Here is a 20719-nt window from a genome sequence, read left to right as displayed (position 1 = left end):
CATGTGTGTCGGCAAGGCGCTCACCGGCGGCTACGTCAGCCTGGCCGCCACCCTGTGCACCACCGACATCGCGCAGGTCATCAGCTCCGGCGAGGCGGGCGCGCTCATGCACGGGCCAACCTTCATGGCCAACCCGCTGGCCTGCGCGGTGTCGGTGGCCAGCGTCGAGGTGCTGCTCGGCCAGGACTGGCGTTCGCGGATCGCCGAAATCGCCGGGGGACTGGCCGACGGCCTCGAACCCGCCCGCGCGCTGCCCGGCGTGAAGGACGTCCGGGTGTGCGGCGCCATCGGCGTCATCGAGTGCGACCGAACCGTCGACCTGGCCGTCGCCACCCCCGCGGCGCTCGACCACGGCGTCTGGCTGCGCCCGTTCCGCAACCTGGTCTACGCGATGCCGCCCTACGTCTGTTCAGCCGACGAGATCGCGCGGATCAGCACGGCGATGGTCGAGGTCGCGCGCCTCGTGCGGTAAAACCGCGCGTCAGGCCGGCCGCAACTGGATGTTGTCGGTGACCTGGAACCCCGCCGGATCGCCGCATTCCGGCGCGTCGGCGGTTGTCTGCACGGTGCCGGCCAGGGTGCTCGGGTTCCACGTGTAGTGCGCTGAGAGAGCATTGGGGACCTGGCTGCCGTCCGGGCACATTGCGGTCTCGCCTGCCACGTCAAGTGTCCATTGGCCGCCGACCAACTTCGCCTGCCCGAAGGCCTTGGCGCCCTTGCGAGCCACCGATGCGCACCCGTCACCGCAGGAAGAGAAGTACCAGTTGTCGGTCGTGCTGCGGTCGTTCGCGGCGGTTTCGGTTTCGACGTAGTGGCCGCTCAGTTCGGGAGCGGCGAAAGCCGGAGCCGGTGCCCCTACAGCCACGGCGGCGACGCCCGCGGCTACAGCCAAACTGCGTGTGACAGTCATCATCTCTGACCCCTCCTAAGCGACATCCCGGAGCAACATCCCGGCACCCTAAGCCCCCGAGCCCCCAAAAAAGTTAACAAAACATGACTAACGGGATCGCCTCGGCGACGGCCGTGGTCGCTCGCCTCGCCGGCTCTCGTAGGCTCTAGGTCTATGAACGCCGCCCAGCAGGCACCGATCGAGGTTTCCCCGCTGGCCTGGCTGGAGACGGTGGAGACCCAGCGCCGCGAGGCCGGGCTGCGCCGTTCGCTGCGGCCGAGGCCGGCCGTCGCCACCGAGCTGGACCTCGCGTCGAACGACTACCTGGGACTCTCCCAGCACCCCGACGTCATCGAGGGCGGCGTGCAGGCGCTGCGCATGTGGGGCGCCGGCGCCACGGGTTCGCGCCTTGTCACCGGCGACACCGAACTGCACCAGCAATTCGAGGCCGAGCTCGCCGAGTATGTCGGCGCCGCAACGGGTTTGCTGTTCTCCTCGGGCTACACCGCCAACCTCGGGGCCGTCGTCGGCCTGTCCGGCCCCGGTTCGCTGCTGGTTTCCGACGCGTATTCGCATGCGTCCCTGGTCGATGCGTGCCGGCTGTCGCGTGCCCGGGTAGTCGTGACCCCGCACCGCGACCTCGGCGCGGTGGACGCTGCGCTGGGTTCGCGCGGCGAGGAACGCGCCGTCGTCATCACCGACTCGGTGTTCAGCGCCGACGGCGCACTCGCGCCCCTGCGGGAGCTGCACGATGTGTGCCGGCGACACCGCGCGTTGCTCATCGTCGACGAAGCGCACGGCCTGGGTGTGCGTGGTGGCGGGCGCGGGCTGCTGCACGAGCTCGGCCTGGCGGGGGCGCCCGACGTCGTGATGACAACCACGCTGTCCAAGGCGCTGGGCAGCCAAGGCGGGGCGGTCCTGGGGCCGGCGCAGGTGCGGGCCCACCTGATCGACGCCGCCCGCCCGTTCATCTTCGACACCGGCCTGGCCCCCGCGGCCGTGGGTGCCGCGCGGGCCGCGCTGCACATCCTGGGCTCCGAGCCGTGGCGGCCGCAGGCGGTGCAGCGGCACGCCCGCACGTTGGCCGGGATCTGTGCGGTACCCGATGTGCCGCAGTCGGCTGTGGTGTCGGTGATCCTGGGCGATCCGGAGGTGGCGCTGGCCGCCGCGACGGCTTGCCTGGACGCCGGCGTGAAGGTGGGCTGCTTCCGGCCCCCGACGGTGCCCGCCGGGACGTCGCGGCTGCGGCTGACCGCCCGCGCGTCGCTTGACGACGCCGAACTCGAGATCGCGCGCCGGGTGCTGACGGATGTGCTTGCCGTGGCGCGCCGTTGACCGTTCTGGTCGTCACCGGCACCGGCACGGGCGTCGGTAAGACGGTCGTCACCGCGGCCCTGGCGTCGCATGCACGTCAGGCCGGCATCGACGTGGCCGTGTGTAAGCCCGTCCAGACGGGCACCGACTGCGGCGACGACGACCTCGCCGACGTGGCCCGGCTGTCCGGGGTGACAGAACTCGCCGGGCTGGCGCGATACCCGCGGCCGCTGGCGCCGGTCGCGGCGGCCGAGCAGGCCGGGAGGGCCCTACCCACCCGCGCGGAGGTGCTGCGGCTCATCGGCGATCTGGACCGCCCGGGGCGGCTGACCCTGGTCGAGGGTGCCGGCGGGCTGCTGGTCGAACTCACGGACGGCGGCGTCACCCTGCGCGATCTCGCCGTCGACCTGGGCGCCGCGGCGCTGGTCGCGGTCAGCGCGGAGCTGGGCACCCTCAACCACACCGCGCTGACCGTGGAAGCGCTTGCCGCACGCGGTGTTTCGTGCTCCGGTTTGGTGATCGGCAGCTGGCCGGCGCGGCCCGGGCCGGTGGAGACCTCGAACCGGTCCGCGCTGACCCGGCTGGGTCCGGTGCGGGCCGCGCTGCCCGCGGGGGCCGGGTCGATGCACCCCGCGGAATTCGCGGCGCTGAGCAAGGCGGCGTTCGACCGCGACTGGGTAGCCACACTGGTCGGTTGATGGTCCATTCGATCGAGCTGGTCTTCGACCACGACACCGAGGCGGCGATCCGCCGCATCTGGGCCGACCTGGCCGGGGCCGGGATCCCCAGCCAGGCGCCGGCCAGTCGCCCGCACGTGACCCTGGCCGTCGCCGACCGCGTCGCCGTCGACGTCGACGACCTGCTGCGGCCGCTGAGCGAGCGACTCCCGCTGGCCGCCGCGATCGGCGCGCCGGTGCTGTTCGGCCGGGCCAACGTCGTCTTCGCGCGCCTGGTGGTGCCGACGGCCGAGCTGTTGGCGCTGCACGCCGAGGTGCACCGGCTGTGCGGTCCGCATCTGGTGCCCGCGCCGATGCCCAACAGCGTGCCCGGTCAGTGGACCGCGCACGTCACGCTGGCCCGCCGGGTCGGCGGGGGCCAGCTCGGGCGGGCGCTGCGCATCGCGGGCCGGCCGTCGCAGATCGACGGCCGCTTCGCGGCCCTGCGGCGCTGGGACGGTGGCAAGCGCGCCGAGCACCTGATCGGCTGACACGGCTATCCGCCGAACAGCAGGTACAGGCCGGTGAAGGTGTAGCCGACCATGACCAGCATCATGGTCAGCTGCCCGGTGAGCTGATGGCCGGCGGGCAGTAGCCGAAGCGCCTTGTCGTGCGCGGCGATCACCGCAACGATGTGGCCCGTCACGACGCACCCCACCTTGATGCCGGCCAGCACCGGCGGATGCGTCGACAACACATAGGCGACATGAGAGTGCGCCAGCCCCAACGGATTCCATCCGCGACCGAACGGATCGGCGAGGGCGATGACGGCTTGCTGTCCGCGCTCCACGAGGTAGGACAGGTAGTGGGCGAAGATGTAGCCCACCACGATCGGGATCAGCGAATGCGCCATCCGGCCGGGCAGCGCGCGACGCTCCTCGCGGTCGACTCCGCCGGTGGCCCGCGCGGCGAGCGAAAAAGTCAGTGCGACAACTGAAACGAACACCAGCAGGCCGATCGTCCGCAGGATCGACGACGACAGCGCCGCCGGCACGCCGTGGGCGAGGCGGGCAAGCCGGTCGGCGAAGCCGCGCCACGTCGGCGACGACGAGTAACTGTCGAACGCCGTCGACCCCAGCAGCACCGCCAGCATCGCGACAACACCCGGGCGCACGGGCAGGGACGGCAGATGGTCGAACGGGTTGCCGATGACGATCCGCCCGGTCGCCGGAGAGCGGCGAAACGGTGAAAGCCGCGACACCGCCATGCTGTACACGCCGAAAGGGTCGACGCGGGCCAGGAAGCGCTGGCCGCACAACCACGCCCCGCCCAGCAACACCACGACGTAGACCAGCAGCCACGACTTCACCCAAACCAGCGAGGCCGAGTTCGGGCTCGCCAATTCCAGCCAGACGAAAGCGAACAGGCCCGCCGCCGCCGGGCGGTAGCCCCAGCTTTCGGGATAGGACAGCCGCGGCCGCCCCATCCGTTGCGGGGCGACGCGTCGCAGCAGCAGGTACACCGTGCGCACCGGCGAGATCACCCGCCATACCGGGCCGAACGCCAGGGACAGCGCGACCAATCCGACCCACAGCAGCACGTAGAACGCCCCGAGCAGGCCGTTGGTCTGCGTCTGCGGACCGCACACACCCGCCAGCACCGCCCAGACCGCGAAGGCCAGTGCCACGCCCGCAGCCGTCCAGCGTGTCGCGCGGGCGTCGACCAGTGTGGTCACCGCGGCCGGCAGCGCGCGGCCGGGCGCGTCGGGGTCAAACCTCGGCTGCCGCCACGCGAACGCGACCAAGGCGAACGTGAACGTCAATGCCCATGCCGCACCGACCATCGCGTAGGCGTAGGGGACCGGGAGATCGCTCGACCCACCCAGGCCGTGTGCGAGCAACACCGTCACGGTTGAACTTGAATGGTCGCGATCGTGCGGTCCAGGTGATGTAGCTCGACTTCGACTTTGCCGGGGACATCGACGCTGAACTGAAATGTCTGATTCGGTGCGGCCGCGACTTGGAACTTGTGGTCGGGCTCCGAGTGGACGTGCAGCTCGTCGGCGACGTCGCTGGTGACGTGAAAGGTGATCTGCTGCTTGACCTTTGCCTGCAGCGTGGCGTTGGTCGGCGTGACTTGGCCGTTCGCGATCGTGACGTTGATGTCCAAGCCGGCAGCGGGCGGCTGGCTCGGCGACTTACCGCCGCAGCCAACCAGGCCGCACACCAGCGCCACCACCCACGCGGAAATGAGGGCGTTGCGAACCGTCATCGCGTCACGCCGCTCGCGGAGCGCCGGGCACCGGCTGCTTCTCTTCGACCGGCTCCGGCTCACCCGTCGCGTAGCCGAGGCGACCGGCGCCCCACGTCAGGGCGGTGATCACCATCAGCGTCAAGAAGAGCACCACGATCGAGCCGGCGGTGAACAGCCAGGACGGCGCGCCCTGGTCGCGTTCGCGCTGCAGGATCGTGACCTCGAGGACGAACGGCCGCGTGCTCGACGCCAGGGCGGGGACCTCGGGCGCCGGGATGGCGTCGTCGGCCGGCTCGTAGATCGGCACCGCCGTCAGCGTGTAGCCGTCCTGCACCCGCAGCAGCGTCTTCCAGGATCCCCATGCCGGAACCGGCTGGGTGGACCGGTAGTGACCGGGCCCGACCTTGGCGAGCCGGTCGACCATCAGGCCGCGGTTATTCTCCATCCGGCCCTGCCAGGACAGGATCGTCAGCCACTCCGGGTTGTTGCTCACCATGTCGGGCGGCGTGAGCTGCACGTCGGCCGTCACCATGCGCCGCCCCGGGGGGCTGGGCTGGTCCGTCAGTGCGACGGTGGCGGTGTTTTGACGCGGCACCACGATGTGCAACCCGTTGGCCACCGCACCGCCGATCACCAACACCGTCAACGCCACAACGGCGATGCCGATCCGCCGGCCCGGGAGCCGCTGGCCGGTCAACACCATGCCGAACAGCGCGCCGCAGGTTCCGGTCAGCACCGCAACGGGCACCGACATCGCCAGCGCCTCGCCCCACATCTTTGTGGGCCACGGGTAGTGGTACACCGCCCCGATCCACAGGGACTCCAGCCACAGCCCGACAGTCGCCACGGCCAGGCCGGAAACGGCACCAAAAGCGATGGGGCGCTTGAACAGTGGGGTGAGCGCTACGAGCTCGACCACCACCGCGGGGCCGAGGTACAGCGGGAACCAGTTGATCGGCGCGCCCAGGATGGGACCGACCAGCAGGGCCACCCCGCCGCGCAGTGCGATCGCGAACAATGCCGCCACGACCGCGGCCCCCCGACCCATCGTGACGCGCGCGGCAACCGCCGCAAGCGCGGCGGCCGCGGCGATCAGCATCGGCTGAAAAACCAGGCGGAACTGCGGGACCCCGAAGTCGAACTCGATCTGGTAGACCGACAGGCCGATGAACAATCCGCCGAAGGACAGGTAGCGCAGCAACGTGATGAAGGGGCCGTGGTAGACCTCCCCGGCCTCTTGGGCCTCGCCCTCGCGCTCCAGCATCAGCACCGCGAACAGCGAAAAGCAGGCGCCGCCGATCATCATCAAATGAGTTGGGCCCCAAAGGGTTACATCCTGACCAAAGATCCGGTGCCAGATATCGTCGAGCGGGAATCCGATCATCGCGTAGAGGCCGCAGCCCGCCATCAGCACGCCGCCCACCGGCGCATACCAGTTCTCGGTGATGCGCACCGCCGCCGGGCCGGGCTTACCGAACGGCAGCACCACCGCGAGCATGCCGCCCACGAAGATTCCGAACAGTCCGATGATGATGAAGTAGTGCGCCGGGTTGGCCAGCGGTCCGGGGTCGCGGCCATTGCCGATGTGCCAGCTGACGTCCCAGATGAACCCGAACAGGGCGCAGATGATCGACGTGGTGAACACCAGCACCGGCAGGGCCACCCAGTTGGGCCGGTGGAACTTCTCGCCCAGCCGGTCGGCGACCCGGGTCAGCCATTCGATGCGGTGGGTGCGATGCGCATGCCCGATCCACAGCATGGCCACCGCTATCAACACCGCGGCGATCGACAGCCCGATCACCTGGTTCAGCCCCGCACCGCGCGCCGGTGCTTCGGCAACAATCGTCAGTTCCGTCGCGTTCATCGTCACGCCCTCCCAACCACGCCGGGCCGTCCCGGGAGAATTGATTCGTCGATCGCTTCTTACTTGGAGGTAAGTTCGCGATCGAGTTGGTAATGCCCCGATTCACGCGCGGTCAATCACGCTTTTTGTCGGCGGGTTCGGATCCCGGGCCGGAATCGCCGGGCGTGCCGCGGCCGGCGCGGCGATCGCGCAGCGCGACGTAGAGGACCACCCCCACGACGATCACCGCCGGCAAAAACGCCGGCACGGCGAGCAAAAGCATGTGGTGTGCCATGTAGACGACGTGCGCGGTGGTCATGGTGGTCGTATACCCCGGGGGTTCGCATCTACGGCGGCCGTTACCCTACTTTGAACACCTTTTCATTCGGGCTGCCGCCACGAGGGCTGGCAGACGTGTCCTGACGTGCGGACACGAGGCAGAGGCAGGAGAGTACGGGTGACTCAAGCGGCAACTCGGCGGAGCGCCGAAGCCGGCGACGACCAGGACATCCTGGCGGTCGCCCGGGATCAGGTGCTGGAGCGCGGCGAGGGGCTGAGCTCCGGCCAGGTGCTGCGGGTGCTGCGGCTCCCCGACGACCGGCTCGACGAGCTGCTCGCGCTGGCGCATGAGGTGCGGATGCGCTGGTGTGGCCCGGAGGTAGAGGTCGAGGGCATCATCAGCCTGAAGACCGGCGGGTGCCCCGAGGATTGCCATTTCTGCTCCCAGTCGGGCCTCTTCACCTCGCCGGTGCGCAGCGCCCGGCTGGACATCCCGAGCCTGGTGGAGGCCGCGAAACAGACCGCCAAATCTGGCGCCACGGAATTCTGCATCGTCGCCGCCGTGCGCGGACCCGACGAGCGGCTGATGGCCCAGGTCGCGGCCGGCATCGAGGCGATCCGCGACGAGGTCGAGATCAACATCGCCTGCTCGCTGGGCATGTTGACCGCCGAGCAGGTCGAGCAGCTCTCGGCGATGGGTGTGCACCGCTATAACCACAACCTCGAGACCGCGCGCTCGTACTTCACCAACGTCGTCACCACCCACACGTGGGAGGAGCGCTGGCAGACCCTGTCGATGGTGCGCGACGCCGGCATGGAGGTCTGCTGCGGCGGCATCCTCGGCATGGGAGAGACCCTGGAACAACGCGCGGAATTCGCCGGCGAGCTCGCCGAGCTCGGTCCCGACGAGGTGCCGTTGAACTTCCTCAACCCGCGGCCGGGCACGCCGTTCGGCGACCTGGAGGTGCTGCCGGTCAGCGAGGCGCTGAAGTCGGTGGCGGCTTTCCGGCTGGCGTTGCCGCGCACCATGCTGCGCTTCGCCGGCGGCCGTGAGATCACCCTGGGCGATCTCGGGGCCAAGAAGGGCATCCTGGGCGGCATCAACGCCGTCATCGTCGGCAACTACCTGACCACGCTGGGCCGCCCGGCCGAGGCGGATCTGGAACTGCTCGACGATCTCCAGATGCCCATCAAGGCGCTCAATGCCAGCTTGTAAGCCGCCTTTTAGCCGCTAGGTTTGACAATTGTGGTGCGGGATCTAGGCGCCCCCGTCGGCGCCGGTGTCTACAACGTCTACACCGGGGAATTGGGGGGCACAGTGTCACCGACGGCGGCCCAGCTGGGCCTCGAGCCGCCGCGGTTCTGTGCCGAATGTGGACGCCGAATGGTGGTACAGGTTCGCCCCGACGGCTGGCGGGCGCGATGCTCGCGGCACGGAGTGGTGGACTCGGCCGACTTGGAGGCGCAGCGGTGACCGAACCTTCCCGGCCGGAGCCGACCAGAGTCGCGCGGGCCTTCCGGGCGCGTCCGATTGCCATTGCGGCACTGGGGTTTTCGGTGATCGGCGCGTTGATCGGCGGCCTTTGGGCGTGGATTGCGCCGCCGATCCATGTGGCGGTGGCGATCACCCGCGCGGGTGAACGGGTGCACGAGTACCTGGGCACCGAATCGGGGCACTTCTTCAACGCGCCTTGCCTGATGTTGGGCCTGCTGACGGTGGTGTCGGTGATTGCGCCGGTGCTGGCGTGGCAGCGGCGCGAGCGTCGAGGCCCGGCCATGGTCGTCGGCCTATCGGTCGGCATGGTGGTCGTCGCGGCGGCCGCCAGCGCGGTGGGTGCGCTGTCGGTTCTGCTGCGCTACGGCGCGGTGAACTTCGACGCGGTGCCGCTGGTCGGAAAGCCGGCGGTCGCGTACGTTGTGCAGGCCCCGCCGGTGTTCTTCGGCCCGGGTCCGCTGCAGGCGGTCCTCACCCTGCTGTGGCCCGCAGGCGTCGCCGCGCTGGTGTACGCGGTACTGGCCGCCGGGAACGCACGCGACGATTTAGGAAACCTCCCGGCCGCCGATCAGCCGTCGGGCGCACTGCCGATGGAGCCGGAGGCGTCGGTCTCCTAGCGGGCCCGCAGCGGGGTCACAGCGGCCGGTGGCGAATCTTGCGGCCGGTGATGACCTTGGCCCCGATCATGAGCAGTCGCGCCATTCCGGCGTAGGTCATCGGGTTGAACGCCGTCGGCCACACGGTTCGGATGAGGTGGTCGCTCAGCGGCCGGCGGGCGAACCGGTCGGTGAGCCAGCGCAGCGTCATCGGGGCGGACAGCGGGTGCAGCAGCATGTGCTCGTTGAACGCGTCGCGGTGGTAGCTGACGTCGGCGCCGCCGGCCGAATACGCGTCGGCCAGTTCGTCGATGTCGTTGACGTCGATCAGATAGTCGTGCACGGCCTGCACGATCAACACGGGCGGCGTCGGCACCACCGCGCCCAGCTTGATGGTCTGGAAGACGTGCGAGATCTCCGGCGTGGACAAAATGTCCTCGAGCGGCTCGTCGAGGTAGTCGCCCATGTTCTTGCCGGCCATCCGGATGACCGCCTCGGCGGTCGTCATCGTCTCCAGCGAGTCCAGCAGGGCGCGGCCCTCTTCGTTGGTGTGCTCCTTGATCACCCGGTCCAGGTCGGGGTAGACGTGCGCCAGCGCAGCCACCACCAGCGCGGGCAGCCCGGCGAAGAATTTGCCGTTGAGCCGACGGAAGGTGTTGCCCAGGTCGCCGACGGGGGAGCCCAGCACCGCCCCGACGATGTCCAGCTCGGGTGCGTAGTCGCCATACATTTCGGCGGCCCAGGCGCTGGCCAGCCCGCCGCCGGAGTAGCCCCACAGCCCGATCGGCGCCGACGGGGACAATCCGACGCGCTCGGAGTTGAGCACGGCCCGGATCCCGTCGAGCACGCGGTACCCCGGCTCGTACGGCGCGCCCCACGTGCCTCCCAGGCCCTCGTGGTCGGGCACCGAGACCGCCCAGCCCTCGGCGACGGCCGCGGCGATCAGGAAGAGCTCCAGCTGGGCCAGCGAGCCGAGCGCCTTCGCCTTCCTGCGCAGCGCATACGACGGGAAACAGCGGGACGACACGGCGTCTATTGCGCACTGATACGACAGCAGCGGGCAGGTCTGCCCCTCGGCCAGCCCCGCCGGCACGATCACCGTGGTGACCGTCGCTTCGGGCTGGCCGTTGAGGTCCATCGTCCGGTACAGCAGCTGGGTGGCTTTGATGGGCTGCGGAATCAGGCCCAAGAAGGCCAGCTCGACGTCGCGCGAGCGAAACACGGTGCCGGGCTCGGCGTGCTGGAACCCCGCCGGCGGCTGGTAGAACGGGTCGTCCGAGGGCAGCAGCGGACGCACCTTGCGCTGCAGTTCCTCGTGCTGTGGCCGACCGATCCACTCGGCGCCACGCGTACCTGCCAGATTGCCGAGCTCAACCATTGAGGATCCCTTCTTGGCCAATCGGCATTCTTGCGCATGAACGCCCGGTAACTAAAGCGGAACCGCCGCATTGTGAGCCAGTTCTCCTCGGCCCGCGGCGCGTCGCTGGCGCCACTGCGACCGCCTAATTTACCGCCACCTCACTCGGGGGCTTGAGCGCGGCGAATTCGTCGGTGACCCGCAGCTGGGAGTCGGTGAAGTGGTACAGCGCCGCCGGGCGTCCGCCGCTGCGGCCGGATTGCGCGATGGTGCCGGTCTGGGAGATGACCCCGCGGCGGACCAGCACGCGCTGCAGATTCGTCGCGTCGACCTGGTAACCCAGGGCCGCCCCGTAGATGTCGCGCAGCGTTGACAGCGCGAATTCCCTTGGCGCCAAGGCGAATCCGATATTCGTATAAGACATCTTCGCTACCAGCCTGGCGTGGGCGTGGGTCACCATCGGGCCGTGATCGAACGCCATCGGCGGCAGCGCGTTCACCGGATGCCAGCGGGTGTCCGGCGGTAGCTCGGGGGTGGCGGGGGAGGGCACCAGGCCCAGGAAGGTGGACGCGATCATCCGGATGCCCGGCACCCGCGCGGGGTCGGAGAACACGGCGAGCTGTTCGAGGTGGGCCACCTCCCGCAGATCGACCTTCTCGGCCAACTGGCGCCGGACCGAGGTGGTCATGTCCTCGTCGTTGCGCAGCCGCCCGCCCGGCAGCGACCACGCCCCCTTTTGCGGATCGCGGGCACGTTGCCATAACAGCACGTTAAGCTGCGGTTTTTCTCTTCGCGGGCCCGCCTTAACCTGGCGAACCTGGAACACGACAGCAAGCACCTCGTGTGCGGTGCTACCATGGGCCATGTTTTCGATTGTAAGTCGAAAACCTCCTGGACGCGAAAGGGGCATCTCCGTGACGGTTTTGAATCGCATGGACACGCTCGCGGACGACCTGATTGCCGGCATCACTGACTCGCCCGGCGGCTACACGGGCGTGGACGGTGACGCGCAATGGGCGGCCGAGATTCGCCGGCTGGCAGACCTGCGGAACGCCACCGTCCTCGCGCACAACTACCAGCTGCCCGCGATTCAGGACGTCGCCGATCACGTCGGCGACTCGCTGGCGCTGTCGCGGATCGCCGCCGACGCTCCCGAGGACACCATCGTCTTCTGCGGGGTGCATTTCATGGCCGAGACCGCAAAAATTCTGAGCCCCGAGAAGACCGTGCTGATTCCGGATCAGCGGGCCGGCTGTTCGCTGGCCGATTCCATCACCCCCGACGAGCTGCGCGCGTGGAAGGACGAGCACCCCGGCGCCGTCGTCGTCTCCTACGTCAACACCACGGCGGCCGTGAAGGCGCTCACCGACATCTGCTGCACCTCGTCCAACGCCGTCGACGTCGTCGAGTCCATCGATCCCGACCGCGAGGTGCTGTTCTGCCCGGACCAATTTCTCGGCGCCCACGTCCGTCGGGTGACCGGCCGCACCAACCTGCATGTGTGGGCCGGTGAATGCCACGTCCATGCCGGGATCAACGGCGAGGAACTCACCGACCAGGCCCGCGCCCACCCCGACGCCGAATTGTTCGTGCACCCCGAATGCGGTTGTGCGACTTCGGCTTTGTACCTCGCGGGCGAAGGCGCCGTCCCGGAAGAGCGGGTGCGGATCTTGTCCACCGGCGGCATGCTCGACGCCGCGCATCAGACGCGTGCGCGGACGGTTCTGGTGGCCACCGAGGTCGGCATGTTGTATCAGTTGCGCCGGGCGGCACCAGAAGTCGATTTCCGCGCGGTCAACGACCGCGCGTCGTGTAAGTACATGAAGATGATCACCCCCGCGGCGCTGCTGCGCTGCCTGGTCGAGGGCGCCGACGAGGTTCACGTCGACCCCGACATCGCGGCGGCGGGCCGGCGCAGCGTGCAGCGAATGATCGAGATCGGGCAGCCGGGCGGCGGCGAATGACCGCCGGGTGGACGGATACCGCCGACGTCGTCGTGATCGGCACCGGCGTCGCGGGTTTGGCCGCCGCGCTCGCCGCCCATCGCGCCGGCCGGCGGGTCGTGGTGCTCAGCAAGGCCGACCAGACCCGTGCGGTTACCGCCACGCACTACGCCCAGGGCGGCATCGCGGTGGTCCTGCCGGACAACGACGACTCGGTGGACGCGCATGTCGCCGACACCCTCGCCGCGGGCGCGGGGCTGTGCGATCCCGACGCGGTGTGCTCGATCGTCGCCGACGGCTACCGCGCGGTGTCCGAATTGGTCGGCGACGGAGCGCGATTCGACGAATCGGCCCCCGGCCGCTGGGACGTGACCCGCGAGGGCGGGCACTCGCGTCGACGCATCGTGCACGCCGGCGGCGACGCCACCGGCGCCGAGGTCCAGCGGGCGCTCGATCACGCCGCGGCCATGCTCGACATCCGCACCAGCCACGTGGCGCTGCGCGTATTGCATGACGGCCGTTTGGGCGACGAAGCGGTGACTGGCGTGTCGGTGGCCAACCCGGACGGCATGGGAATCATCAGCGCGCCGTCGGTGATCCTGGCCTCCGGCGGGCTCGGTCACCTTTACGGCGCGACCACCAACCCCGAAGGATCCACCGGCGACGGAATCGCATTGGCGTTGTGGGCCGGCGTCGCCGTCAGCGACCTCGAGTTCATCCAGTTCCACCCGACCATGCTGTACAGCCCCGCAGGGGGCGGCCGGCGCCCGCTGGTCACCGAGGCCATCCGCGGTGAGGGTGCGATATTGCTTGACGGCCAAGGTAATTCGGTGACGGCAGGCGTCCATCCGATGGGCGACCTGGCGCCCCGCGATGTCGTCGCGGGGGCCATCGATGCGCGGCTGAAGGCCACCGGCGACCCGTGCGTCTACCTCGACGCCCGCGGCATCGACGGCTTCGAGGCCCGATTCCCCACCGTCACCGCCGCGTGCCGCTCCGCGGGCATTGACCCGGTGCGCCAGCCCATTCCGGTCGTGCCGGGTGCGCACTACAGCTGCGGTGGGGTCGTGGCCGATGTGTCCGGTCAAACCGAACTGCCCGGCTTATTCGCCGCGGGCGAGGTGGCCCGCACCGGGATGCACGGCGCAAACCGCTTGGCGTCCAACAGCTTGCTGGAGGGACTGGTGGTCGGCGGCCGCGCCGGGCGGGCCGCGGCCACGCACGCGGCCGCGGCCGGGCCCTCGCGCGCGTCAGCGCCCGAGCCGATCACGCACGCCGCCGCGCCGCGGTGGGAACTGCAGCGCGCGATGAGCCGCGACGCGTCGGTGGTGCGCAACGCCGTTGGGCTGCAGGGCTTGGCGGACAACTTGGCCAAGGCGGGCGCCCGCACCATCGCGGGCCGCCGCGATTTCGAGGACGTGGCCTTGACGCTGACCGCGCAAGCGGTGGCCGCCGCGGCCTTGGCGCGCAACGAAAGCCGCGGCTGCCACCACCGCGCGGAGTTCCCGGACGCCGCGGCGGACCAGGCGCGCAGCATCGTGGTTCGGCTGGCCGACCAAGACATGCAGGCCGAGGCGTTGGCGGCCGTGTGCTGATGACGTTGTCCGACTGCGAACGCGACGCCGCGCTGGAGATCGTTCGCCGCGGCCTCCGGGAGGATCTGCGCTACGGGCCCGACGTCACCACCCTGGCGACCGTATCGGCCGACGCGGTCGCCACGGCATCGATGGTGCCGCGGGAGCCGGGCGTGATCGCTGGGGTGGACATCGCCTTGTTGGTGCTCGACGAGGTGTTGGGCACCGCCGGCTATCAGGTACTGGACCGTATCGACGACGGCGCCCGGGTGCGCTCGGGCCAGCCGCTGTTGACGGTGCGGGGGCACACCCAGGGTCTGTTGACCGCGGAGCGGACCATGCTCAACCTCATCTGCCACCTGTCCGGGATCGCCACGGCGACGGCAGCCTGGGTCGACGCGGTGAGCGACACCAGCGCCAAGGTCCGTGACACCCGCAAGACGCTGCCCGGCCTGCGGGCGCTGCAGAAGTACGCGGTCCGGGTCGGCGGCGGCGTCAACCACCGGTTGGGGCTGGGCGACGCGGCCTTGATCAAGGACAACCACGTGGTGGCCGCCGGATCGGTGGTCGCCGCGCTGCGCGCGGTGCGCGAGGCCGCCCCGGCGCTGCCCTGTGAGGTCGAAGTGGACTCGCTCGAGCAGTTCGACGCGGTGCTGCCCGAAAAGCCCGAGCTGATCCTGCTGGACAACTTCCCGGTCTGGCAGACGCAAACGGCCGTCCAGCGCAGGAATTCCCGGGCACCCGCGGTGCTGCTCGAGTCGTCCGGCGGGCTCACCCTGGAGAACGCGGCGGCCTACGCATCGACCGGCGTGGACTACCTGGCCGTCGGCGCGCTGACCCACTCGGTCCGCGTGCTCGATATCGGCCTGGACATGTAGGCGGCAGTTCCCAGACGTCGAGTGTGAATCCTGGGCGGCGTTTACCGGCGTGTCACCGCCGTAACGCGCGGCGCAGCGCCCGCGGTGTATGGCCGACATAAGCACGCACCACGCGAGTCAAGTGCGCCTGGTCGGCGAAGCCGAGCGAGGCCGCGATGTCGGCCAACGTCGATGTGTCGGCCTGCAGCCGCTCGAGCGCCCGGCCGACCCTGACCCTGTTGCGATAGCCGGTCAGTGTCACGCCCAGCTCCCGGGGAAACGCCCGGCTCAACCGGTACGGTGACGCACCCAGAAGCTCGGCAAGCGGGAACAATCCGCGTGCCGCCGGATGATCGTCGTGGATGGCCGCGCGCGCCCGCCGCACCAATCGCGCGTCCGCAGGAACCGGTCGATCGGTTAGTGGCGTGCGTCGGTCGGTTACCCTGCGCAGCGCTGCGACGGTGAGCGTCAGGAGATTCTCGGCAAGCTGGTAGTCGATATCGGTGGCGGCCAGGAGCCGTCGGTGTGCGAGCTCCAACCGAGCGTCGACGTAAAAGGTTGAGTGATGCCTGCGACCGGGATCGCCGACCAGCTGCCGCCACGACGCAGGGCTCAAGCGCACCGAGGTACACATGTCGCCGCCGTGCGGATGCGCGAACTGGTCTTCGTCTCCGGGCGCGCCAAGGTATCCCACCGTCGGGTCGAGGTCGACCGGACCGTCCGCCGCCCGCCGCTGAAACCGGCCGGACCTGACCAACACCAGCCGCCCGTCCACCGGGCGCTCGACCGCCGACCAGCCCGAACAGTCGGGACGGCATGTCCAAGCCTGCAAGCCGAACTGCGGCCGGTCTGCCAGAGTCGCCATTGACAGCACGGCGCCAGGCTAGCGCCCCGGTATGACAGCGCCCGCAAGAATCTTCAAGACGCCGCGGCGGCCGGTCGCCAAGCTGGATCCATGGCATCAATACGCACCGAGTTCGAAATCGACGTCGACGCCGACCGAGCGTGGCGAGTGATCGGCGACTGGGCGGACGGCCCGGTCGGCATGGCCAACGGTTATGTCGCGTCGTCGCAGACCGATGGCGACGTCCGGGTGGTGACGTTCGCCAAGGGGAACGTCGCGCGGGAGCGGCTGATCGCCCGCGACGAGGGTGAGCGCCGGATCGTCTACTCGCTGATCGGGGGCACAGTGTGCCCCGAACATGACAACACGGCGATGCAAATCGTGGCCATCGGTCCGGGTCGCTGCCGGTTCGTGTGGTCGCGCGACGTGCTGCCCGATGAGCTGGCCGGGCGGCTGCTTGCCGCGATGGAGGACGCTGCGCGGGCCATCAAATGCACTCTCGAACGGGATCTAGCAGCGCAATAGGGCAGCGCAACAGGGCGTTGCGTGTGCATCCTTGGCGCCCTGCCCGCACAGTGACCGCCGTCAGCGCACACTCAACGCATCAGGCGGCGGCGCTCAGGCGATGTCGCCGACGAAAACCCCGACCCGACGCAGCTGCATGCGCGCCATCCGGGGCAGGCCCTCGACCTCCGGGCCCTCCGAGCCGGCCGGAAGGATCCGCGTATTGGTGAGGTGCACCACGCGGTTGCGGCTGAACTGGACATCCGCCTCCCCGGCGGCGAGCACGTTCTTGACCCAGTTCGTCTTGCCGTGCGCCAGCGCGATCGCCAGCACGTTTCCCTTGCGGTAGGGCGTGATCACGGTGTCGTACTGCTTGCCGGACGTGCGGCCGCGGTGCTTGATGGTCGCGGTCCCGGGCAGAAAGCGCGCGATCGGCTTGACCGCCGGGTTGAAGTACTTGATCTGGAAGCGCTCAAACCAGGGCGGGAACACCATCGGCACGCCGGGGGCATTGTTGGGGTGATCCTTCGCGGACATGTCGGCCACACTACCGGTCGGATATCCACTTGAGCTGCTCTGGGAGAATGGACCCTGTGACTGCCACGCCCCAACCCGTGCTGGCCCGCATTGACCTGCGGGGCGCGGAGTTGACGGCCGCCCGCCTGCGGGCCGCGCTGCCGCGCGGCGGCGCCGACGTGGACACGGTGCTGGCCCAGGTGCGCCCGATCGTGCAGGCCGTCGCAGAGGGCGGGGCCGAGGCGGCCCTGGAATTCGGGGCGAAGTTCGACGGCGTACGGCCCGGGGCCGTGCGGGTGCCCGACGCGGCGCTGCGGGCCGCGGAGGACGGACTCGACGCCGGCGTCCGGGATGCGCTGCGGGTGATGATCGAGCGGACCCGCGCCGTGCACGCCGATCAGCGCCGCACCGACGTCACCACCACGCTCGGCCCGGGTGCCACGGTCACCGAGCGGTGGGTCCCCGTCGAGCGGGTGGGCCTCTATGTGCCCGGCGGCAACGCGGTCTACCCGTCCAGCGTGGTGATGAACGTGGTGCCCGCCCAGGCCGCCGGTGTCGACTCGCTGGTGGTGGTCAGCCCGCCGCAGGCCCGCTTCGAGGGCCTGCCGCACCCGACGATCCTGGCCGCGGCCCGCCTGCTGGGGGTCGACGAGGTCTGGGCAGTGGGTGGCGCGCAGGCGGTGGCCCTGCTGGCCTACGGCGGCACCGACACCGACGGCGCCGAGCTGGCGCCGGTCGACATGATCACCGGGCCGGGCAACATCTACGTCACCGCCGCCAAGCGGCTGTGCCGCTCACACGTGGGCATCGACGCCGAAGCCGGCCCAACCGAGATCGCCATCCTCGCCGACAACACCGCCGACCCGGCGCATCTGGCCGCAGACCTGATCAGCCAGGCCGAACACGACGAGATGGCCGGCAGTGTGCTGGTCACCCCGAGCGAGGACCTGGCCGAGGCCACCGACACCGAGGTGGCGGCCCAGTTGCAGACCACGGTGCACCGCGAGCGGGTGACGGCCGCGCTGAGCGGGCGCCAGTCCGGGATCATCTTGGTCGACGACCTGGACGCCGGGGTCAAGGTGGTGAACGCCTACGCCGCCGAGCACCTGGAGATCCAGACCGCCGACGCGCCGCGGGTTGCCGGCCAAATACGTTCGGCCGGAGCAATTTTCGTCGGCCCGTACTCGCCGGTGAGCCTCGGCGACTACTGCGCGGGATCGAACCACGTGCTGCCGACGGGCGGTAGCGCGCGGCATTCCAGCGGCCTGTCGGTGCAGACGTTCCTGCGCGGCATCCACGTCGTCGACTACACCGAAGCGGCCCTCAAGGACGTCTCGGGGCACGTGGTGACGCTGGCGAAGGCCGAGGACCTGCCCGCGCACGGCGAGGCGGTACGGCGGAGGTTCGAGCGATGACGGCGCACGAGCCCACGCTGGACGACCTGCCGCTGCGCGACGACCTGCGCGGCAAATCACCCTATGGCGCACCGCAATTGGTGGTTCCCGTGCGGCTGAACACCAACGAAAACCCGCACCCGCCCACGCAAGCGCTCGTCGACGACGTGGTGCGCTCGGTGGCCGAGGCGGCCGCCGGGCTGCACCGCTACCCCGACCGCGACGCGGTGGCCCTGCGGCAGGATCTGGCCGGCTACCTCAGTGCGCAGACCGGCACCGGGCTCGGTGTGGAAAACCTCTGGGCCGCCAATGGTTCCAACGAGATCCTGCAGCAGCTGCTGCAGGCGTTCGGCGGGCCGGGGCGCAGCGCCATCGGATTCGTGCCGTCGTACTCGATGCACCCGATCATCTCCGACGGCACGCACACCGAATGGCTGGAAGCGGTCCGCGCCGACGACTTCAGCCTCGACGTCGATGCCGCCGTCGCCGCCATCATCGAACGCCGGCCCGACGTGGTGTTCATCGCCAGCCCCAATAACCCGTCCGGACAGAGCGTTTCGCTGGCGGATCTGCGGCGGCTGCTCGACGTGGTACCGGGAATCCTGATCGTCGACGAGGCGTATGGGGAGTTCTCGTCACAGCCCAGCGCGGTGTCGCTGGTCGAGGAATACCCGACCCGGCTGGTCGTCACCCGCACGATGAGCAAGGCGTTCGCATTCGCCGGCGGCAGGCTCGGTTATTTGATCGCCACGCCGGCGCTGATCGACGCGATGCTGCTGGTGCGGCTGCCCTATCACCTGTCGTCGCTCACGCAGGCCGCGGCCCGGGTCGCGCTGCGCCACGCCGACGACACGCTGGGCAGTGTGGCCACCCTCGCCGCCGAACGCGACCGCGTCGCAACGGCCTTGACCGCCATGGGCTTTCGGGTGATCCCCAGCGACGCGAACTTCGTGCTGTTCGGGCGGTTCGCCGACGCGCCGGCCACCTGGCAGCGCTACCTGGACGCGGGCATACTGATCCGCGATGTCGGGATTCCCGGGTACCTGCGCGCCACCACGGGACTGGCCGACGAGAACGATGCGTTCCTGCGAGTCAGCGCCCAGCTCGCGACCACCGAACTGGCTCCAGCCACCCCCAGCCCAGTAGGAGCACCGTGACAACCTCCCCGACAACCACAGGGACCCGTCGTGCGCGTATCGAACGTCGCACCAAGGAAACCGACATCGTCGTCGAACTCGACCTCGATGGCACCGGGCAGGTCCACGTCGATACCGGGGTGCCGTTCTACGACCACATGCTCACGTCACTGGGCACGCATGCCAGCTTCGACCTGACCATTCGCACCACGGGCGACGTCGAGATCGAGGCGCACCATACGATCGAGGACACCGCGATCGCGCTGGGTCAGGCGCTCGGGCAGGCCCTCGGCGAGAAGAAGGGCATCCGGCGGTTCGGCGACGCCTTCATCCCGATGGACGAGACGCTGGCCCATGCCGCCGTCGACGTGTCCGGGCGGCCGTACTGCGTGCACACCGGCGAGCCGGATCACCTGCAGCACACCACGATTACCGGCAGCGCGGTGCCCTACCACACCGTCGTCAACCGGCACGTGTTCGAGACGATTGCCTCCAACGCTCGTATCGCCCTGCACGTGCGCGTCCTCTACGGGCGCGACCCGCACCACATCACCGAGGCGCAGTACAAGGCGGTGGCCCGCGCGTTGCGTGAGGCGGTCGAGCCCGACCCCCGCGTGTCGGGGGTGCCCTCCACCAAAGGTGTTCTGTGACAACACGATCGGTCGTGGTACTGGACTACGGCTCGGGTAATCTGCGGTCGGCCCAACGCGCGCTGCAGCGGGTCGGCGCCTCGGTCGAGGTGACCGCCGACGCGCGCGCCGCGGCGGCCGCCGACGGACTGGTGGTGCCCGGGGTCGGAGCGTTCGAAGCCTGCATGACCGGACTGCGCAAGATCGCGGGAGAGCGGATCATCGCCGAACGGGTCGCCGCCGGACGCCCAGTGCTGGGAGTCTGCGTCGGCATGCAGATTCTGTTCGCCCGCGGCGTCGAATTCGGCGTGGAGACCACAGGCTGCGGGCAGTGGCCCGGCGCCGTCACCCGGCTGGACGCTCCGGTGGTCCCGCACATGGGCTGGAACGTGGTGAAGCCCGGGCCGGGCAGCGTGCTGTTCGACGGTTTGGACGCGGGCGCGCGGTTCTACTTCGTGCACTCCTACGCGGCGCAGTCCTGGGAGGGCTCGCCGGATGCGGTGCTGACGTGGGCCACCCATCAGGTGCCGTTTTTGGCCGCCGTCGAGGAAGGGCCGTTGGCCGCCACCCAATTCCATCCGGAGAAGAGCGGGGATGCCGGTGCGGCCGTGCTGAGCAACTGGGTCGAGGGATTGTAAAG

At 69.8% G+C, this 20719-nt stretch carries 24 protein-coding genes; 15 read left to right on the top strand and 9 right to left on the bottom strand.

All coding sequences use genetic code 11. The annotated features are described in order from the left end of the window. Positions 1 to 472: aminotransferase class III-fold pyridoxal phosphate-dependent enzyme (locus tag A5736_RS22495; RefSeq protein WP_139333511.1), on the top strand; the 472-nt coding region annotated here is incomplete at its 5' end. 9 nt (positions 473 to 481) lie between these two features. On the opposite strand, the gene A5736_RS22490 is transcribed toward A5736_RS22495, so the two are convergent. Continuing rightward, a complete protein-coding gene (locus tag A5736_RS22490; protein ID WP_076248659.1) occupies positions 482 to 913 on the bottom strand; it encodes a hypothetical protein in 432 nt (143 codons plus the stop codon). Positions 914 to 1063: 150 nt separating this feature from the next. On the opposite strand from A5736_RS22490, the gene A5736_RS22485 reads away from it, so the two are divergent. From A5736_RS22485 to A5736_RS22475, 3 genes are read left to right on the top strand one after another with little or no spacing between them, the layout of a single operon-like run. Next, positions 1064 to 2224, top strand: coding sequence for an 8-amino-7-oxononanoate synthase (locus tag A5736_RS22485; protein ID WP_076248657.1), 1161 nt, complete (start codon positions 1064 to 1066; stop codon positions 2222 to 2224). After that, positions 2221 to 2901: a dethiobiotin synthase gene (gene bioD / locus A5736_RS22480; protein WP_076248655.1), complete on the top strand. Its 681-nt coding sequence runs from the start codon at positions 2221 to 2223 to the stop codon at positions 2899 to 2901. The genes A5736_RS22485 and bioD overlap by 4 nt, the downstream gene beginning before the upstream one ends. Further along, positions 2901 to 3410, top strand: coding sequence for a 2'-5' RNA ligase family protein (locus A5736_RS22475; protein WP_076248654.1), 510 nt, complete (start codon positions 2901 to 2903; stop codon positions 3408 to 3410). Before bioD ends, A5736_RS22475 begins: the two co-directional genes overlap by 1 nt. 5 nt (positions 3411 to 3415) lie before the next feature. On the opposite strand, the gene A5736_RS22470 is transcribed toward A5736_RS22475, so the two are convergent. The 4 genes from A5736_RS22470 to A5736_RS22455 form a co-directional block, all read right to left on the bottom strand. Further along, positions 3416 to 4768, bottom strand: coding sequence for a hypothetical protein (locus A5736_RS22470; RefSeq protein WP_076248652.1), 1353 nt, complete (start codon positions 4766 to 4768; stop codon positions 3416 to 3418). Continuing rightward, positions 4765 to 5130, bottom strand: a complete 366-nt coding sequence (locus A5736_RS22465) for a hypothetical protein (protein ID WP_076248651.1) — start codon at positions 5128 to 5130, stop codon at positions 4765 to 4767. The genes A5736_RS22470 and A5736_RS22465 overlap by 4 nt, the downstream gene beginning before the upstream one ends. A 4-nt stretch (positions 5131 to 5134) precedes the next feature. Continuing rightward, entirely contained in the window at positions 5135 to 6976 is a 1842-nt protein-coding gene (locus A5736_RS22460) for a hypothetical protein (RefSeq protein ID WP_076248663.1), read from the bottom strand. Positions 6977 to 7088: 112 nt separating this feature from the next. Next, positions 7089 to 7274, bottom strand: coding sequence for a hypothetical protein (locus tag A5736_RS22455; protein WP_076122936.1), 186 nt, complete (start codon positions 7272 to 7274; stop codon positions 7089 to 7091). Between the two features lie 138 nt (positions 7275 to 7412). On the opposite strand from A5736_RS22455, the gene bioB reads away from it, so the two are divergent. The 3 genes from bioB to A5736_RS22440 are packed head-to-tail and all read left to right on the top strand — an operon-like array spanning position 7413 to position 9346. After that, positions 7413 to 8450 (top strand): biotin synthase BioB, encoded by a 1038-nt coding sequence (bioB, locus tag A5736_RS22450; protein ID WP_076248649.1) that lies wholly within the window; start codon positions 7413 to 7415, stop codon positions 8448 to 8450. 30 nt (positions 8451 to 8480) lie between these two features. Continuing rightward, positions 8481 to 8708: a hypothetical protein gene (locus A5736_RS22445; protein ID WP_076248647.1), complete on the top strand. Its 228-nt coding sequence runs from the start codon at positions 8481 to 8483 to the stop codon at positions 8706 to 8708. Further along, positions 8705 to 9346: a DUF2567 domain-containing protein gene (locus tag A5736_RS22440; RefSeq protein ID WP_076248645.1), complete on the top strand. Its 642-nt coding sequence runs from the start codon at positions 8705 to 8707 to the stop codon at positions 9344 to 9346. The genes A5736_RS22445 and A5736_RS22440 overlap by 4 nt, the downstream gene beginning before the upstream one ends. Positions 9347 to 9362: 16 nt before the next feature. Here A5736_RS22440 and A5736_RS22435 read toward each other — a convergent pair whose 3' ends face one another. After that, a complete protein-coding gene (locus A5736_RS22435; RefSeq protein WP_076122932.1) occupies positions 9363 to 10703 on the bottom strand; it encodes a lipase family protein in 1341 nt (446 codons plus the stop codon). A 124-nt stretch (positions 10704 to 10827) separates the two neighbouring features. Next, complete coding sequence (locus A5736_RS22430; RefSeq protein ID WP_076248643.1) at positions 10828 to 11547, bottom strand: NUDIX domain-containing protein; 720 nt, start codon at positions 11545 to 11547, stop codon at positions 10828 to 10830. 49 nt (positions 11548 to 11596) lie between these two features. Between A5736_RS22430 and nadA the strand changes: the two genes are divergently transcribed. From nadA to nadC, 3 genes are read left to right on the top strand one after another with little or no spacing between them, the layout of a single operon-like run. Then, complete coding sequence (gene nadA / locus A5736_RS22425) at positions 11597 to 12646, top strand: quinolinate synthase NadA (RefSeq protein WP_076248641.1); 1050 nt, start codon at positions 11597 to 11599, stop codon at positions 12644 to 12646. Continuing rightward, positions 12643 to 14220, top strand: a complete 1578-nt coding sequence (locus A5736_RS22420; RefSeq protein WP_076248639.1) for an L-aspartate oxidase — start codon at positions 12643 to 12645, stop codon at positions 14218 to 14220. The genes nadA and A5736_RS22420 overlap by 4 nt, the downstream gene beginning before the upstream one ends. After that, a complete protein-coding gene (gene nadC / locus A5736_RS22415) occupies positions 14220 to 15077 on the top strand; it encodes a carboxylating nicotinate-nucleotide diphosphorylase (protein WP_076122978.1) in 858 nt (285 codons plus the stop codon). Before A5736_RS22420 ends, nadC begins: the two co-directional genes overlap by 1 nt. Before the next feature lie 52 nt (positions 15078 to 15129). On the opposite strand, the gene A5736_RS22410 is transcribed toward nadC, so the two are convergent. Next, positions 15130 to 15921 (bottom strand): helix-turn-helix transcriptional regulator, encoded by a 792-nt coding sequence (locus tag A5736_RS22410; protein WP_083667652.1) that lies wholly within the window; start codon positions 15919 to 15921, stop codon positions 15130 to 15132. A gap of 90 nt (positions 15922 to 16011) precedes the next feature. On the opposite strand from A5736_RS22410, the gene A5736_RS22405 reads away from it, so the two are divergent. Continuing rightward, positions 16012 to 16425, top strand: a complete 414-nt coding sequence (locus A5736_RS22405; protein WP_076248636.1) for an SRPBCC family protein — start codon at positions 16012 to 16014, stop codon at positions 16423 to 16425. Positions 16426 to 16518: 93 nt separating this feature from the next. On the opposite strand, the gene A5736_RS22400 is transcribed toward A5736_RS22405, so the two are convergent. Continuing rightward, positions 16519 to 16941 (bottom strand): nitroreductase family deazaflavin-dependent oxidoreductase, encoded by a 423-nt coding sequence (locus tag A5736_RS22400; RefSeq protein ID WP_076122926.1) that lies wholly within the window; start codon positions 16939 to 16941, stop codon positions 16519 to 16521. Between the two features lie 77 nt (positions 16942 to 17018). Between A5736_RS22400 and hisD the strand changes: the two genes are divergently transcribed. The 4 genes from hisD to hisH are packed head-to-tail and all read left to right on the top strand — an operon-like array spanning position 17019 to position 20717. Then, entirely contained in the window at positions 17019 to 18335 is a 1317-nt protein-coding gene (gene hisD / locus A5736_RS22395) for a histidinol dehydrogenase (RefSeq protein WP_139333512.1), read from the top strand. After that, a complete protein-coding gene (locus tag A5736_RS22390) occupies positions 18332 to 19471 on the top strand; it encodes a histidinol-phosphate transaminase (RefSeq protein WP_076248632.1) in 1140 nt (379 codons plus the stop codon). Before hisD ends, A5736_RS22390 begins: the two co-directional genes overlap by 4 nt. Next, on the top strand, positions 19468 to 20100 hold the full coding sequence (gene hisB / locus A5736_RS22385) for an imidazoleglycerol-phosphate dehydratase HisB (protein WP_076248630.1): 633 nt from the start codon (positions 19468 to 19470) through the stop codon (positions 20098 to 20100). The genes A5736_RS22390 and hisB overlap by 4 nt, the downstream gene beginning before the upstream one ends. Then, a complete protein-coding gene (hisH, locus tag A5736_RS22380) occupies positions 20097 to 20717 on the top strand; it encodes an imidazole glycerol phosphate synthase subunit HisH (protein WP_076248628.1) in 621 nt (206 codons plus the stop codon). The genes hisB and hisH overlap by 4 nt, the downstream gene beginning before the upstream one ends. The last annotated feature ends 2 nt before the right edge of the window (positions 20718 to 20719 follow it).

The sequence above is a fragment of the Mycobacterium sp. SP-6446 genome (assembly GCF_001954045.1).
GTDB lineage: Bacteria > Actinomycetota > Actinomycetes > Mycobacteriales > Mycobacteriaceae > Mycobacterium.
Note: the sequence above shows the minus strand (reverse complement) of the source record. Positions and strands in the feature narration are given on the sequence as shown.

Bases quoted from the DNA above. Each gene is read 5' to 3' on its own strand.
- A5736_RS22490 (WP_076248659.1), bottom strand. From the start codon at position 913: ATGATGACTGTCACACGCAGTTTGGCTGTAGCCGCGGGCGTCGCCGCC.
- A5736_RS22485 (WP_076248657.1), top strand. From the start codon at position 1,064: ATGAACGCCGCCCAGCAGGCACCGATCGAGGTTTCCCCGCTGGCCTGG.
- A5736_RS22475 (WP_076248654.1), top strand. From the start codon at position 2,901: ATGGTCCATTCGATCGAGCTGGTCTTCGACCACGACACCGAGGCGGCG.
- A5736_RS22465 (WP_076248651.1), bottom strand. From the start codon at position 5,130: ATGACGGTTCGCAACGCCCTCATTTCCGCGTGGGTGGTGGCGCTGGTG.
- A5736_RS22460 (WP_076248663.1), bottom strand. From the start codon at position 6,976: ATGAACGCGACGGAACTGACGATTGTTGCCGAAGCACCGGCGCGCGGT.
- A5736_RS22455 (WP_076122936.1), bottom strand. From the start codon at position 7,274: ATGACCACCGCGCACGTCGTCTACATGGCACACCACATGCTTTTGCTC.
- A5736_RS22435 (WP_076122932.1), bottom strand. From the start codon at position 10,703: ATGGTTGAGCTCGGCAATCTGGCAGGTACGCGTGGCGCCGAGTGGATC.
- A5736_RS22430 (WP_076248643.1), bottom strand. From the start codon at position 11,547: ATGGCCCATGGTAGCACCGCACACGAGGTGCTTGCTGTCGTGTTCCAG.
- A5736_RS22420 (WP_076248639.1), top strand. From the start codon at position 12,643: ATGACCGCCGGGTGGACGGATACCGCCGACGTCGTCGTGATCGGCACC.
- nadC (WP_076122978.1), top strand. From the start codon at position 14,220: ATGACGTTGTCCGACTGCGAACGCGACGCCGCGCTGGAGATCGTTCGC.
- A5736_RS22410 (WP_083667652.1), bottom strand. From the start codon at position 15,921: ATGGCGACTCTGGCAGACCGGCCGCAGTTCGGCTTGCAGGCTTGGACA.
- A5736_RS22405 (WP_076248636.1), top strand. From the start codon at position 16,012: ATGGCATCAATACGCACCGAGTTCGAAATCGACGTCGACGCCGACCGA.
- A5736_RS22400 (WP_076122926.1), bottom strand. From the start codon at position 16,941: ATGTCCGCGAAGGATCACCCCAACAATGCCCCCGGCGTGCCGATGGTG.
- A5736_RS22390 (WP_076248632.1), top strand. From the start codon at position 18,332: ATGACGGCGCACGAGCCCACGCTGGACGACCTGCCGCTGCGCGACGAC.